This is a genomic window from Microcoleus sp. K1-B1, from assembly GCF_036704705.1.
Classification (GTDB): Bacteria; Cyanobacteriota; Cyanobacteriia; order Cyanobacteriales; family Microcoleaceae; genus Microcoleus.
In genome coordinates this window covers 1-14,830 of record NZ_JAUBSH010000136.1, presented here as the reverse complement: position 1 = coordinate 14,830, position 14,830 = coordinate 1, and the positions used below count along the sequence as shown (strand labels likewise).

At 46.8% G+C, this 14,830-nt stretch carries 12 protein-coding genes and 1 CRISPR repeat array; of the genes, 8 read left to right on the top strand and 4 right to left on the bottom strand.

The window, feature by feature from the left end; genetic code table 11:
* Nucleotides 1-131: 131 nt before the first annotated feature.
* A CRISPR array of direct repeats spans nucleotides 132-1,174; the repeat unit is 37 nt; unit sequence GCCGGAAAAAACCTAAAACCCTATCAGGGATTGAAAC.
* A 78-nt stretch (nucleotides 1,175-1,252) separates the two neighbouring features.
* On the bottom strand, nucleotides 1,253-2,455 hold the full coding sequence (locus QUA83_RS28680; protein WP_333297524.1) for a glycosyltransferase family 4 protein: 1,203 nt from the start codon (nucleotides 2,453-2,455) through the stop codon (nucleotides 1,253-1,255).
* A 242-nt stretch (nucleotides 2,456-2,697) separates the two neighbouring features.
* A complete protein-coding gene (locus QUA83_RS28675) occupies nucleotides 2,698-5,016 on the bottom strand; it encodes an IMS domain-containing protein (RefSeq protein WP_333297523.1) in 2,319 nt (772 codons plus the stop codon).
* 458 nt (nucleotides 5,017-5,474) lie between these two features.
* On the opposite strand from QUA83_RS28675, the gene pdhA reads away from it, so the two are divergent.
* The 8 genes from pdhA to QUA83_RS28635 all read left to right on the top strand — a co-directional run bounded on the left by pdhA (nucleotide 5,475) and on the right by QUA83_RS28635 (nucleotide 12,857).
* A complete protein-coding gene (pdhA, locus tag QUA83_RS28670; protein ID WP_333063130.1) occupies nucleotides 5,475-6,512 on the top strand; it encodes a pyruvate dehydrogenase (acetyl-transferring) E1 component subunit alpha in 1,038 nt (345 codons plus the stop codon).
* Nucleotides 6,513-6,753: 241 nt separating this feature from the next.
* On the top strand, nucleotides 6,754-7,206 hold the full coding sequence (locus QUA83_RS28665) for a retroviral-like aspartic protease family protein (RefSeq protein WP_333297521.1): 453 nt from the start codon (nucleotides 6,754-6,756) through the stop codon (nucleotides 7,204-7,206).
* Nucleotides 7,207-8,071: 865 nt separating this feature from the next.
* Entirely contained in the window at nucleotides 8,072-8,269 is a 198-nt protein-coding gene (rpmI, locus tag QUA83_RS28660) for a 50S ribosomal protein L35 (RefSeq protein WP_006634164.1), read from the top strand.
* 19 nt (nucleotides 8,270-8,288) lie between these two features.
* Nucleotides 8,289-8,645, top strand: a complete 357-nt coding sequence (gene rplT / locus QUA83_RS28655; RefSeq protein WP_333297520.1) for a 50S ribosomal protein L20 — start codon at nucleotides 8,289-8,291, stop codon at nucleotides 8,643-8,645.
* A 272-nt stretch (nucleotides 8,646-8,917) separates the two neighbouring features.
* Nucleotides 8,918-9,448, top strand: a complete 531-nt coding sequence (locus tag QUA83_RS28650; protein ID WP_333053714.1) for a tetratricopeptide repeat protein — start codon at nucleotides 8,918-8,920, stop codon at nucleotides 9,446-9,448.
* Nucleotides 9,449-9,685: 237 nt separating this feature from the next.
* Nucleotides 9,686-10,063, top strand: a complete 378-nt coding sequence (locus QUA83_RS28645; RefSeq protein ID WP_333297518.1) for a response regulator — start codon at nucleotides 9,686-9,688, stop codon at nucleotides 10,061-10,063.
* Nucleotides 10,060-10,665: a chemotaxis protein CheC gene (locus QUA83_RS28640; protein ID WP_333297517.1), complete on the top strand. Its 606-nt coding sequence runs from the start codon at nucleotides 10,060-10,062 to the stop codon at nucleotides 10,663-10,665. The genes QUA83_RS28645 and QUA83_RS28640 overlap by 4 nt, the downstream gene beginning before the upstream one ends.
* Complete coding sequence (locus QUA83_RS28635; RefSeq protein WP_333297516.1) at nucleotides 10,662-12,857, top strand: diguanylate cyclase domain-containing protein; 2,196 nt, start codon at nucleotides 10,662-10,664, stop codon at nucleotides 12,855-12,857. Before QUA83_RS28640 ends, QUA83_RS28635 begins: the two co-directional genes overlap by 4 nt.
* Before the next feature lie 186 nt (nucleotides 12,858-13,043).
* Here QUA83_RS28635 and QUA83_RS28630 read toward each other — a convergent pair whose 3' ends face one another.
* Complete coding sequence (locus QUA83_RS28630) at nucleotides 13,044-13,805, bottom strand: FkbM family methyltransferase (protein WP_333297515.1); 762 nt, start codon at nucleotides 13,803-13,805, stop codon at nucleotides 13,044-13,046.
* 232 nt (nucleotides 13,806-14,037) lie between these two features.
* Nucleotides 14,038-14,830 (bottom strand): ISL3 family transposase (locus tag QUA83_RS28625; protein WP_333297514.1); only part of this gene is annotated, 793 nt, incomplete at its 5' end.

Genomic DNA, 14,830 nt, shown 5'->3' with positions numbered 1-14,830 from the left:
TTTTTGGGGAAGCCGTTGGTTTAAAAAATGTAAAATTATATCATTTATTGGGATATTTACAAAATCGGGATGCTCCCGTCTTTATGTAATTAATTTTGTGTGGTTACTTACTTCATTTGATAGGCAGTTTAGCCGGAAAAAACCTAAAACCCTATCAGGGATTGAAACTCTACCGTCTCTATAAGCGGGATACTGATATTCTTACTCGCCGGAAAAAACCTAAAACCCTATCAGGGATTGAAACGCTGCCGTGATGAGTCTCTGTGCCTGGTACAAAGCCGGAAAAAACCTAAAACCCTATCAGGGATTGAAACAGGTGGCTGTAAGGTCTGTAAGGCCGCCATCCTGACGCCGGAAAAAACCTAAAACCCTATCAGGGATTGAAACGCCATCGGAATATATAGATGTGGCAAAAATTGAGCCGGAAAAAACCTAAAACCCTATCAGGGATTGAAACGCCATCGGAATATATAGATGTGGCAAAAATTGAGCCGGAAAAAACCTAAAACCCTATCAGGGATTGAAACATCAGAACGCACCATTAACTCAAGCAAGTGAATGCCGGAAAAAACCTAAAACCCTATCAGGGATTGAAACTCTACTTTCTGCGGTGTTAGTGTGGGAACGGTCAGCCCGCCGGAAAAAACCTAAAACCCTATCAGGGATTGAAACATCCACCAATTCATAAAATGCCTTGAGTCCTGATGCCGGAAAAAACCTAAAACCCTATCAGGGATTGAAACACGGCGGGGGAAGTATGCAAAATACTTTAACGCCAGAGCCGGAAAAAACCTAAAACCCTATCAGGGATTGAAACGGCTATAAAGGATTGCGGTGTCTACCATTCTATTGCCGGAAAAAACCTAAAACCCTATCAGGGATTGAAACTAGACCTGTTAAATCTGTAACAGTACCGCGCAATGGCCGGAAAAAACCTAAAACCCTATCAGGGATTGAAACAAGCGAATTTGTTGCCATAGTAGTTACCCGTTGAGCCGGAAAAAACCTAAAACCCTATCAGGGATTGAAACTTAGTAACTTACTTGTAAACAGTCTGAACAAATATTGCCGGAAAAAACCTAAAACCCTATCAGGGATTGAAACGCTAAACTAGATTACCTTTACTTATATCAAAATGCCGGAAAAAACCTAAAACCCTATCAGGGATTGAAACACTTCTCAAGTACAATACCAAACATAACATACCGCCGGAAAAAACCTATTTCCCCATCTAGGGCTTGAAACGCCCAAACTACAAAATTATTGGCTCAAAAATAGACCTCTCCTCTCTCTTTTTATCTCCTCCCATAACCTCAAGCAATCGATCGACTACGCACCTCCAAGTAAAATTTTCAGCCACAAAAGCCGGGCCCGCAACCTTCGCTTTTGCGGCCAATCCAGGCTGTTTGATCGCCCCTTGCATCAACTCCGTCAAATGTTCCCACTCAGGAGCTAAGATAAATAAAGTTTCCCCGTCACTCGCCACAGCGGTAAATTTACTCTCAATCTGCTGTGCAAAGTCCGATCGCGTAAAATCATCCGTAGGGCCGCCCGCAGTGCAAATAACCGGCAAACCGCACGCTGCCGCTTCCAACACCGGCAGATTAAAACCTTCTGCCAAATAGGGAGAAACATAAGCATCTGCCGCTTGGTAAAACTCTGCTATTTGAGCAAAAGATAGCTGGCTACCAGTATAAATTAATCTCGGTAAAACCCTCGATCTTTCCGTATCGTTGAGCACAACTCGGCAGGCTTCAGCAATCTCGTCTCTGGACGGATAAAGCAGTTCAGAACCTTTTAAAACCAATCTCGCATCTGGATATTTGTCAACTACCGCAGCGAAGGCTTTTAATAAAGGGCGAATACCTTTGCGATCCGTTTGTCCTCCGATGTTTAAAAATATAAAATAGTTTGACCAGCCGAAGCTTTGGCGCAGTGATTGACGCCGATCGCCCGCAGCAGGATAATAAATCTGAGGATCGACTCCCAAAGATACAACGGCAATGCGATCCTCCTCAACTCCGCTGCGAATTAAGCCAGCTTTTGACCAAGCTGAAGGTGTAATAATTTTCGTTTCTGAATTAACCGGGGTTTGGGCGATCGACTTAACACCCATCGCCTCTAATACTGAACTCGTAATAATCCCCCATTCTGTCGCTGCAAATACCCAAGTTTGAGCGCTGCTGGATGCCGAGAAGTCCCACGGGCAGTACATTCGCAGGGTAACATCGGCTGACTGATTTACCGCAGGGCTCTTAATGCTGCGAAGTAATGTTTCATTTGGGCGATCGAACAAACTAATTTTTGTCTCCCAAGCTGCGTCAATGTAGGGCATATCGCGGTGGAAAAGCTCAATTTTTCCTCGCGGGCGAGCGAGCATTTCCAGCAGTTGAAATTGATTGGCTACGCAATAGGAATGATAAATAAAACGCCAGCCTTCAACAATAATCTGCAATTCAAAACTCCCGCTTTTGGAATTATATCATTTCCGGTTACATTGGAATGATGTTGACGGTTCACTGTTGACTGTTCACTGTTTACTGTTCACTTTCAACTTTCAACTGTCAACTGTCAACAGTGAACTCGAATTTACTATTCCGATGCTAACGGATTTGATATTAAAAACTCACCTAATAATTAGAAATTGGGAATTAGTAATTAGCAAGCAGAAATTACCAATTACTAATTACCAATTCCTTACTTAATCACTTGCCAATCCATAATCCGCCACTGTCCCTCTTGGCGGATCAAGTCGTAGCGCACTCGCAGGTTTTCATTGCGCGAAGAAACGAGTTGAGAACGATCGAACACTTCGGCTTTTTCCGCGACTTGGGCTTCTACTTGGGCGCGATCGGGATTAGTCGGATTCGTCTTAACTCCACTAACTTCCAGCTTGTGTACATAACGCTGGTGCGCGTTGTTTCGCTGTTGAGCTTCTGCCATCAATTGCCAGCGAGACAAAGCCGGTTCTGTCAGAACTTGCTTTAATTCTTCGACAGCGTGATTGGGGCCCAAAGCCGCTGCTTTCGCCGACAGCCAGCTTTGAACTATTTGTCCGGCTGATTCCTCAGTGATTTCTCCCGACACTGGGCCTGTGGCGCTCGGTTCTGGGGTCGCGGCCAAGGCAGGGATTTCTAGGGGCGGTTCTTCCAGGCGAACCAGGGCTTGCTCTCCTTGGAGTGGGCCCGATAGGGCTTGCATCGCGCTAGCCAACAGACTGAGTATTAACCACAGGAATAACAGGCTTAGGACACCTGCGACTAGAAACAAAGCCAGCCTGTTTGGAGGCATGGACTTGACTTGGGTGGTAATTTCTGCTGCCTTGGTGCGCGCCCGATCGACAAAATCGCCCTTTAGCCCATTGCCACTTGCTCCGCTGCGCCCTGAATGTTGGCGTCTGCGATGTTTGGAAGTCGATTCAGCAGGGTGTGGCACTGTAGCTATCGGGAGAGAGACAGGGGCAACAGCGCTCGGCGCGCCCACCGTTGCCGGGGATTTCGTTCCCGAAGCTGCGGTGGAAGCCTCGCCCGGTACGGGGGTTAAAGTGACCGTACTGGCTCCCTGCTTGGCTGTGGGTGGCTGTGCAGGTATGGCAGCGGGCGATCGGCCTGCTGTCGGTTGCAGTCGCCCTGGGAGCTTGCCGGAGCGGGGCTGCACGACGACCCATTCGTTGGCGGTTTCTGCGTCCTGTGGCAAAGCTTCTAGGTAAGCTTGTACTTTCGGATCGGCAAAATAGTCTTTCAAGGACACTGACTCGTTGGCCAAGTCGCGGAAGTGGGGAAACACTTCTTCTTGTAGCCAATGTTCGGCGTACAAGCACAGTCCGGGCAACAAGTCGGGTGAATCTTGGGAATGTTCGCGAATGAAGGCCAGGGGTTCTTTTTCCGAACTGAGTTCGAGGGCTCTGCTGGCTTCTTCTGTCTGGCCCAGCAGCAGGGAACAAACGGCTTTTTCCAGGTGAACGTCTTGACGGCGACCGAGCTGCATCAGCATCAGCTTGGCCCGACGGATCATCGATGGCTGTCTGGCGGCAAATCCTTGGGCTAACAGGGTGTAGACCGAGAGGTAAGTGGCGACTGCGGAGGGGCGGCCGGCTTCGGCTTCAAATAGCGCCTGCTGCTCGCTGCTGGTTAGGTGTTTACGCATCTGCTGCACAAACCGGAGGAAGTCTTCTATTCCTAAACCCGATCGATCATCTCCCGAACCGTCGATACCGCCTCGTTCTTGAAGCATTTCTCGCAGGATTTGCAGTCCCCGGCGACGCTCATCGACTTTTTCTTCGGGAAGTGATAATAGCTCTAAAATGTTGTACGGACGGAGTTTGTATATGTCGGCTTGCATTTCACCCCTCACGCTTGCAAATAGGCTTTCGCGCAGCAGCAATTCTTGACCTGCTTCTAATGATTTTGCGGCATTTTCGTACTGACCTTGCTGCCACTGTTCGCGGCCGAGTTCTAGACAGGCAAGGCTGACAGTTAAAACTATATCTGGCCTCACGAGCTGCGGGTCGCCGAAACGACCTTCTGCGATCGCGATGCTGCCATTGTTAAGATACGGGCGACCCAGCTTCTGTACGAGTTCGTATTCTCCCAGTTCTTGCAGTATGAGCAGGGCTCCTACGAATTGGTTGTCATCGATTTCAATACTTGGAGTGTGGGGGTCGGGAGCAGCCTCTAAAGCCTTGGACTCTGCCGGAGCGGTTTCTCCTGCGTCTTGCAGGACTGTGGCCGTGCCTGCTGAGGTTTTTGACCTCTGGTGCTTGGCTTCCTGTGCGGCTTCCGACTCTCGATCGTAAGTTTTGGCTAAAAAACTCGCATCGTAAGCTTTGCGCCCCTCTGAGTCTGACAGAACGGCGCAGGCTTCATCGAGCAGTTGTTTGCGGGCGACGATCGCAACTTCGGAATACTCCCGGCGCGGAAGCTGTAAAGTTCGATCGCGGTGAGCCTGCTGCAACTGTTCGGCAGTAGCTTGAATCGGTAGACCCAAAATCCGGTAGTAATCTAGTGGAATTAACATAAGTTAAAGAACTGTCCACTTCCCCAAAGCGCTAGCAACTGAATTAGCCTATCTTAAGTGACATACTCCCGCAAACCAAATCAAAAATTCTGGTGTTGGCTTCCAACCGCCCCATTCACGGTATGTTGGACTTGCCGTAGAGATCCTCTGATTTTTTTCCCTCTAGGGCGTTTTACAGTGAGGAAAAGGGAAAGCCCCATTGCCCGTCAGCTAAATGAGTTGTGTGACTCTTGAGCATTTTCGGGTTTGAGAGTAATGGAATTATATCATTCGTTTGCATGGGGTTTAGATGGGAGTTTGTTCTCCGAGTCCCGGCAATCCGCCCCGCCTGCCAAACACATTTTAACAATTGGTGAACTGTTGCACAGAAAACGTTTGATCGTTTTCTGCTGCGGTTGTGTCCCATCTGGGTTTAAATTTAGATGTCTAGGAAGCCGATCGTCGGGTATTAATTATTTATGGTTCAGGAACGGACTTTACCAGTTTTTGACGCGCAAAGCGTAACCATTTCTCGGGATGAGGGCTTGATGCTCTACGAGGATATGGTCTTGGGGCGCTACTTTGAGGACAAGTGTGCTGAGATGTACTACCGGGGCAAAATGTTTGGTTTTGTCCACTTGTACAACGGTCAGGAAGCTGTCTCTACTGGCGTGATTCGCTCGATGCGCCGGGATGACACCGATTACGTCAGCAGCACCTACCGCGATCACGTTCACGCTTTGAGCGCGGGCGTCCCGGCGCGGGAGGTAATGGCGGAGTTGTTCGGGAAGGAAACTGGTTGCTCGAAGGGTCGCGGCGGTTCGATGCATATGTTTTCGGCCGAACACCGACTGTTGGGAGGTTATGCTTTTGTGGCTGAGGGGATTCCTGTAGCTACGGGGGCGGCTTTTCAATCGAAGTACCGCCGCGAAGCTTTGGGAGATGAGAGTTCCGATGGCGTGACTGCTTGTTTTTTTGGCGATGGTGCTGCAAATAACGGGCAGTTTTTTGAATGTTTGAATATGGCGGCTTTGTGGAAGTTGCCGATTATTTATGTTGTGGAAAACAACAAATGGGCGATCGGGATGGCCCACGAGCGAGCTACTTCTGACCCGCTGATTTACAAAAAAGCTCATGCTTTTGGCATGGCTGGCTTTGAGGTTGACGGGATGGATGTTTTGGCGGTGCGGGAAGTGGCGAAGGAAGCTGTAGCGCGGGCGCGGGCCGGCGAGGGGCCGACTTTGATTGAGGCTTTGACTTATCGCTTTCGCGGCCATTCTTTGGCCGATCCTGATGAGTTGCGTTCTAAGGAAGAGAAGGAATATTGGTTCCCCCGCGATCCGATTAAAAAGTTGGCTGCTGATTTGATCGATCGAACTTTGGCAACTGCTGAAGAATTGAAAGAGATCGATAATAAGATTCAAGCAGTAATTGACGATGCAGTGGATTTTGCTGAGAAAAGCGCTGAGCCCGATCCTAGCGAATTGTATCGGTTTATTTATGCAGAAGATGAGTAAGCTTTTGTGCCTTTAACTTGTATGTTTAGGGCGGGCAGGATGCCCAACCCCTACTCCCCACAAGAGTGATAGAGCCCCGTAGGGACAGGGCGAAAGCCTTTGTCCCTACTGCACTTCCTAAACCTGGAATACGCTGTAAGACTTACTTACAAACTCTACTTTTAGGGTGTGCACTGCGAACCTTACTACCATAAGTTATTGCTACAATCAAAGGTAAACTTTCTAGACGAAAAGAGGCGATATGATAAATCTCGATCGCGATCTAACTCAATCCAGCAAAAATATGGGTGCAGTTCGAGTCAAAGTCAAGCTAACGAATGCCATTGATGAAGCCTTAGTGAGCCGAGGAGTGCTCAATCCAACTCTGTTGCGCGTATACGAAGCAGAAGCACTGATAGATAGTGGCGCAGTCAGAACTGCGTTACCTGCGGATGTAGTAGAGCAGCTCGGTTTAAGAATTCGGAGTCAGGAAATAGCAAAATATGCTGATGGCCGACAAGAAACAGTAGGATTGACTGAACCTGTTATCATTGAAATAGAAGGGCGTGAAACGATTGAGGCGGCAATGGTTTTAGGGGATATGGTGCTCATCGGTCAAACTGTGTTAGAAACTTTAGATTTGCTGGTAGATTGCAAAAATCAGCGTCTAGTTCCAAATCCCGAAAACCCCGAAAGACCTGTATTGAGAGTTTAATAGTAAATCCCGGTTAAATACCTCCTTGATTTATTATGTTCGAGTACCGAGATCGGCATGATGTCAGCATTTTCAATCAGCACATATTCCAAAGTTTACGAAGGCTTGTACCCGTAGAGACATTTTTGAAACTCATCTTGATTCATTTGCGACGGCTTCATTATTTCCCGTAATGTTATCTCCCTGTCTGGCTTGTAGGAGTGTTCACCCTGATGGGGCACGGACTCAACCTATTAACTAATAATCTCGCCACTCAAAGAGCGAACCCCCCAGAAAACAAGAAAAAATAGAGCCTAAAAAACTGCTGACTTAAACCCCTGATCCACATTTACAAAATAAACACGGGAGGCGGAAAGCGATCGTATCTTCAGATTACAGATGCAGGGGACACGGGGGTTTCAACCGCCTTGAACTTTTTTTAGTATTTGTTAATGAAAAAGCTAAAAGATATCGTGCAATATAAAGATATAAGTCTGTTATAAAACTTGTATTAAATTGTTTGATAACTGATGGTAGTTGGTAATAATTAAACTCAAAAATTGAATATGTGGCTGCAAAGTCCGTCAAAAAACTTAGGGTTTAATTATTGCCAAAGAAAGCGACAGAAAAAGGTAAGCCTCGGCTCGCCGGAACCTGTGGAATTAATTTTTTTTGAGATTGAATTTCATGAACGCTTAATGATACCGCAGTTGCGGTATAACATTCTATACTAGGTGTTAACGGCAGCAAACAACCACAAGATTAGCCGATCGCCCATCCTGTATATTGCCCCAAATAGAGCGCCGCCCCCAACCCGCAAATCTCCCTTGCAGAAAGTACCACAAATGTGATACGGTTGAAGCTTGTGTCCAAATAACACCAGTCCATGCCAAAACTCAAAACTCGCAAAGCAGCCGCAAAGCGCTTTAGAGCGACCGGCAGCGGTAAGATCGTGCGCCGCAAAGCTTACAAAAGCCACTTGCTACAGCACAAAAGTTCAGCTCGCAAAAGCCGTCTCTCTAAGCTGGTCGTCATTGACGAGACCAACGACGCTAACGTGCGGTTAATGCTTCCATACTTGTAAAGTTTAACGGAAATTAAAGATGACACGGGTAAAACGCGGTAATGTCGCCAGAGCGCGCCGCAAAAAAATTCTCAAATTAGCCAAGGGTTTCCGAGGCGCACAGTCGAAACAGTTCCGCACAGCTAACCAACGGGTGATGCAGGCCCTGCGTAATGGTTATCGCGATCGCAAAAAACGCAAACGCGATTTCCGCCGCCTGTGGATTGCTCGGATCAATGCTGCATCGCGCCAGCACGGCACGAGCTACAGCAGACTGATCGGCAACATGAAAAAAGCCAACATCGAAATCAACCGCAAAATGCTGGCACAAATGGCGATCATTGACCCGGCAACATTCGGTAAAGTCGTGGAACTGGCTAATCGAGCCGGAGGCTGAAAGTTCGCTTGATTTTCAGAAGGCAGAAAGCAGAAGTAAGAAAGATTTAACGGTCTGCCAGAGAAGGAAAACTCCTGATAAATTTAGGAGGTTGAGACAAACTTTCCTTCTTTGTTCTTACTTCTGGACTCTTGCTTTTTCAGAAATCGCGATAGAGCTAGTCGATCGTTATTTCCTTGTTTTTTATACAGTTGCAGAGGCAGATATCAGAGATTTCTACCGCCTTAAAATAAATAAAACCTTCCACAGACCTACCTAATTTTAAGAAAAACATGGATAGTAATTTGCTCATTATTTACTTGTCAGTCCTGCTCGCTATACTCGGCAGCACTTCCTGGTTTGTGGTGCGCCAGATTCTCAAAACTCGCAAGCTGGAAATGTCTCTGGAACGCTTAGAAAATAAGCTGACAGTAGAAAAAGGAACAGCACAGGAATACTACGAATTAGGAAGTATCTATCTAGATAAGAAGCTTTACTCCCAGGCGATCGTACTGTTTCAAAAAGCCCTGAAAGCCAAAGACTTAGAAGGCGAAGAAAATCAAGCTGTTATTTACAACGCCCTCGGTTTTGCACACTTTGGCCAAGAACAGTACGACATCGCCATCCGCCACTACAAAGAAGCCCTGAAGTTGCAGCCAGAATACGTTACATCTCTCAATAATCTGGGTCACGCCTATGAGCGCAAGAAATTAACAGCTCAAGCCTTGGAAATCTACGAACAAGCTCTCGCCTGCGAGCCAGACAATACCACGGCCAAACAGCGAGTAGAGTCCCTTCGGAAGCGTTTGGTAATCTATAATTGAGCGCCCATGTTAGGAGCAATAGAGATCCCGCAAACCTGGTTTCATTCAGAAACCGGGTTTTTTCTTCACATAGTCCAAGATACTAAACTATCCAATACATTAATGCGTTAGTTTTTAAGAACAGGAATTCCAAGTGAAGCTCGATCACAGACCGTCCCAGCACTTTAAATTACTGTCAAGATAAAAGCAGCACCTGCAACGCCGGTCAGTTCTAAACAATGGAAGGAGGAGAACGTAGTGACATCAATTCTCGTCGTCGAAGATTCGTGGTTGACTCGCAGGGTAATCTGCAAAATTCTCCGGGCAGAAGGATACGAGACTTGGGAAGCATCCAGCGGCCCAGAAGCTCTAGAACTGCTCGGCACTAAAACCCCAAACTGTATGCTCTTAGATCTGCTGATGCCAGAAATGGAAGGTCGGGAAGTCCTGCAAGCCATGCGCGATCGAGGATATAAAATTCCAGTGATCGTAATTACCGCAGACATCCAAGCAAGCACCCGCTCCGAGTGCATGGAACTCGGAGCGATGGCAGTCATTCACAAAATGCCCAACTCAGACGAACTAATCGGGTGGATCAAAAAAGCTCTCAGTGTCAGCGAGGAGAACACCCAATGAAATTAAGCACTCGACAGCTCGATGCTTTGCAGGAACTCGTCAACATCGGTATCGGTCAAGCCGCAGGGGTTTTGAACGACATGATCGACTCCCCGATTCGCTTGCAAATCCCCTACCTTCAAATCCTGACTCCCATTGACGTGGAAGAAGAGTTAGAGCAGCACCTCAACGGCGAGCAAATCGCCGCAGTCCAGCTCAAATTCACAGGCTCCTTTGGAGGCATTGCCCAGCTAGTCTTTCCCACCAACAGCGCTGCCCTGCTGGTGACAATGCTTACAGGGGAAGAAGGAACTCACGATCTCGATTCAGTCAAAATTGGTACGCTGAGTGAAGTGGGAAATATTGTAATTAATGGGGTCATGGGTGCAATCAGCAACGTACTTCAGCAGCGCCTGAACTACTCAATTCCCACTTATAGCGAAGGGACGATTGCTAATTTGCTGATATCTGGCGGTTTAGCTACTGATACAGTTGTTTTATTAGCCCAGACCAGTTTCATGATTGAAAGGCTTCACATTGAAGGAGATATCATTCTTATTTTCAATGTTAATTCTTTTGACACCTTGTTGACTGCTATCAATCAACTTGCCGGGGGTCTATGATTGAGGAGAGCAAAAGTATTAAGGAAAAATTTGGGGTTCTCGACAGCGTACCAGTCGGCGCCTGCTTGCTGCAAGATGATTTTGTGGTGCTGTTTTGGAACACTTGTCTGGAAGAGTGGACTAAAATTCCCCGCAGCCAAATATTGGGCACAAAGATCACAACCCATTTTCCTCACCTGAGTCAGTTAAAGTACGCCACTCGCTTCAAGCAAATCTTTGCAGGAGGCCCGCCAACGATTTTTTCTTCTCAAATTCACAAACACCTGATTCCGGCAACTTGGCAAGACGGCCAGCAGCGAATTCAGCAAACTACTGTGACTGCTGTGCCGGCCCTAGAGGCTGGCATTGAAGAACAGGAGATTAGAGACTGGATTCTGCATAATCTTGAGTTGGAATCAGACGGTACTGTCGGAGTCGGATCACCAGGAAGTGCTTTTTTGTCTAGGGACTCTCCACCATCAGCTTCGTCATCAATATGGCCGGGGGTCAATGCCCCATCGTTCTACGCGCTGTTGGTGATTCAAGACGTGACCGACCTCACCCATCGCATCCAAGCTTACCGCACAATGCGGGATCAAGCTTTGGAAGAGGTGCAAGTGCGTCAGCGGGTGGAGGAAGAATTGCGATCGAGCCAGCATTTCATCCAGCAGATTGCTGACGCGGCGCCTTATTTGCTCTACATCTACGATTTGACTCAACAGCGCAATGTCTACGTCAACGGTCAAGCTTCTAAATTGCTGGGCTACACTCCCAAAGAAATTTTACAGATGCAAACTGCTTTGTACTCGAGTTTGGTGTACCCAGAAGATTTGCCGAGGCTCAAGGCCCACCAGCAAAAATTTCCCTCGACCCAAGACGGGCATATTTTAGAGTTGGAATATCGCCTCAAACATCGATCGGGCGAATGGCGCTGGTTTCGCTGCCGCGACCAAGTTTTCGCCCGCACAGCCGACGGCTGCCCCAAACAAATTTTCGGCACTGCTCAAGATATCACCGAGTACAAGCGGGCAGAAGAGGCGCTGCGGCAGCAGAACGAACGAGAACTGCTGATGGCGACGATTACTCAGCACATCCGCCAGTCTCTGGATTTGGGGGAAGTGCTCAGCACGACAGTTACAGAAGTGCGTCAGTTCCTTCAGGCAGATCGAGTGATGATCGTCCGCTTCAACCCCTGTACTGGCAGTCTGTGCGCGGGCCCGGCGACGGGGGCGGTGACAGTGGAATCTGTAGCTCCCAACTGCCAGCCCATGTTGGGGGAAACCCTGGAAAATTTCTGTTTTGACCAGTTCTATCTCGAAGCATACCAACATCGAGCGATCCGACCGATCGCCGATGTTTTGGCCGCCGATTTGCCGCAATATCAAATTGACTTGCTCGCACAATTCGCGGTGAGAGCTTATTTGGTAGTGCCTTTAGTGCAAGGAGACGAGTTGTGGGGGCTGCTGATGGCCCACCAGTGCAGTCCCCGGCAGTGGATGCAGTTGGAAGTAGAGTTGCTGTCTTCTCTGGCCACCCAGTTGGCGATCGCCATCAAGCAAGCAGAACTATACCAGCAGTTGCAAGCCGCCAACCTCAAGTTAGAGCGTTTGGCAACTTTAGACGAACTCACACAGCTAGCAAACCGCCGCCGTTTTGATCAGTATTTAGAAATGGAGTGGCGCAGACAAGCGCGGGAACAAACGCCCATGTCCCTAATTCTGTGCGATATTGATTCTTTTAAAAGTTACAACGATACTTACGGGCATCAAGGCGGAGACGAATGTTTGCGACAAGTCGCCGCGGCGATCGCTGATGCAGTCAATCGGCCAGCAGACTTAGTAGCTCGCTACGGAGGCGAAGAATTTGCCGTTATTTTGCCCAATACCGCGATTCAAGGCGCTGTGCTGGTAGCCGAACACATACAGCTAAAAATCGCAGCTTTGCAGCTTCCTCACGCTGGTTCTCAGGTGAGCCCGTACGTCACTCTCAGCCTCGGCGTAGCGAGTATTGTTCCTGGATCTGAATCGGGAGCCGAAATTCTGATTGCTGCCGCCGACCAAGCCTTGTATCAAGCTAAACGACTTGGGCGCGATCGTATCCAACTTTACCAGCCCGAGCCTGCTGCTGGCAAGCCGAATGGCACAGGCACTTCGATACTTCCTGTAGATTTTTCTTTACCTAACACTAATTTACCCTCTCCCACCAGCGCTTGACGAATTGCCATATTTGTGCGTTCCGAGTAGTCATACCACTCCGCAAAAAAAATGCCCTTATCAGCGCGTGATCCAAACCCTGATATCACTCTGCTGTAACTTATCACCACAACTCCAGCACAACCAACTTTCTTTCTGAGCTCCGTTACATCAGAAGAAAGCGAATCCGTTGCCGAACTTCCTTCTTCAACATCTGCTATATCCTTGAGGGCTGCAGGTTCGGGATGCTAAAATCCAGCCGTACCATTTATCTATTGGTATTTGGTTTCCGATCCGAAATCCTAAGTTTTCAATAATTTGTCTGGTTTCCGCGTGAGTGTGACCAGACCACAAGTGATATTCTAAAGAAAGGTTTTGCACAAGTTGCCAAGTATCTCGATCTTCAAATAACAGCCATTCTGCACCTTCGCAGTCTACTTTGGCTAAATCGACCCTACCACCAATTCGCTCGATCGCCCTGCGAAATGATATCATGGGTATTTCGCCGCTTTCGCTAACTGTCGATCGGGTTTTTCCCGAAACTTCCCGAATGTCGAGGACTACTTTACCATCTCGGCCTCCTACTGCTTCCATAAAATATGTAAAATTTGCGATTTGAGATTGATGTTCGAGGTAATTTTCTAGGTAGGGATTAGCTTCGTAGGCGTGAATTATGGCCTGGGGAAACCTGTTCCTCGCAGCAATCGGAAATAAGCCGACATTGGCTCCAATATCAATAATTGTCATCAGCGATTCAGATAATTGCTCGACTCCGTAGCAGTCGTCTAAAAGCACTTCTATCAATTCTCCGTCCATGCCTTTCTCTGAACGCACGTTTACTTGATGCAGTTTTCCTTGTACAATTAATTGTTCGGGCAATTGAAAGTTAGCAACTCTGTTAAATTTAATCCCTAACTTTTTGGCTCGAATTTGGCGCTGCACGAGTTGGTGAAGTTTATGGACAAGCATAGGGACAGATGGAGATTTGTTTTAATTTAAAAATAACTTTAGATGATGGAAAAGCCTTTAAGTAATAATAAACATTTGGCACAGCTTGTAAATCGAGTTTATGTCTGGGAATTCAACCTGAAGGCGAGAGTTTTAGTCAACCAATCCGGCTGATTACGAGTTTGTTGAGAATGCGCTATATCTAATTACATAGAGTTATTTTTTTTGGTTCTACCGAACCTAGTATGTAAAACTAACTAGCAAAATGCCAATGTAAGAAGCTCCTAAGAATAAAGTTGTCAAAATTTCTAAACCCATAGCCTTTTCTTTTGATGAGCTTTAATTTGTTATTAATTCCTTCCACAACTCCTTGAGTAGTCCTCCGATCAAAATACGCAATAATTTCTCCAATCCACCTAATAATTGTCCCACAGCTTTTGGGGAAAACGGAAATTGCATCTTTTAACCAATCACTTAAACTAAATAATCCTTCTACCCAATCTTTTGGGGCTTCAAAAATTTGTCTAAACTCTTCGTTCATTTGATGCATTTTTTGTAATGTAGGAGCAACTTTTTTGAGTGATTCTAACTGCTCTTTTTCGAGGTCAGTGAGATCCTCTTCATTTTTTAGTAAGACATATTTACTTTTTTTTATTCCGGAGAGTAGTCGATCTTTTTCCGAGTTATTTTTTAAGGCAACGGCTGCTTTCTTAATCTTTTTTCTAGCTCCATCTAATTCTTCATTTACTTGCTTCATAACATGAAATCTATCGGCCACAACTTCTGCTTGTGGCATTAAAGCTTCTGAGACATTTTTATAAGGTTTCCACATATCTATACTGCAGGCTTCTATTTGGTCTAAAACCTCTTCTCCCCAGGCTTCTAGGTATTTTTGTATTTCCACTTGAGTTCGATTTTTGACCATTCCTACTATAATTTTTTTATCGATATCTACTAAAACTACACAATAATTTTTCTGTCCTTTAACTAGAGCAATTTCATCAATTCCTAGCCTTTTTAATCCTGATGGTTTTTGTCCGAGCAAT

Bases quoted from the DNA above. Each gene is read 5' to 3' on its own strand.
- QUA83_RS28630 (WP_333297515.1), bottom strand. From the start codon at position 13,805: ATGCTTGTCCATAAACTTCACCAACTCGTGCAGCGCCAAATTCGAGCC.
- rplT (WP_333297520.1), top strand. From the start codon at position 8,289: ATGACACGGGTAAAACGCGGTAATGTCGCCAGAGCGCGCCGCAAAAAA.
- QUA83_RS28640 (WP_333297517.1), top strand. From the start codon at position 10,060: ATGAAATTAAGCACTCGACAGCTCGATGCTTTGCAGGAACTCGTCAAC.
- pdhA (WP_333063130.1), top strand. From the start codon at position 5,475: ATGGTTCAGGAACGGACTTTACCAGTTTTTGACGCGCAAAGCGTAACC.
- QUA83_RS28635 (WP_333297516.1), top strand. From the start codon at position 10,662: ATGATTGAGGAGAGCAAAAGTATTAAGGAAAAATTTGGGGTTCTCGAC.
- rpmI (WP_006634164.1), top strand. From the start codon at position 8,072: ATGCCAAAACTCAAAACTCGCAAAGCAGCCGCAAAGCGCTTTAGAGCG.
- QUA83_RS28675 (WP_333297523.1), bottom strand. From the start codon at position 5,016: ATGTTAATTCCACTAGATTACTACCGGATTTTGGGTCTACCGATTCAA.
- QUA83_RS28650 (WP_333053714.1), top strand. From the start codon at position 8,918: ATGGATAGTAATTTGCTCATTATTTACTTGTCAGTCCTGCTCGCTATA.
- QUA83_RS28665 (WP_333297521.1), top strand. From the start codon at position 6,754: ATGATAAATCTCGATCGCGATCTAACTCAATCCAGCAAAAATATGGGT.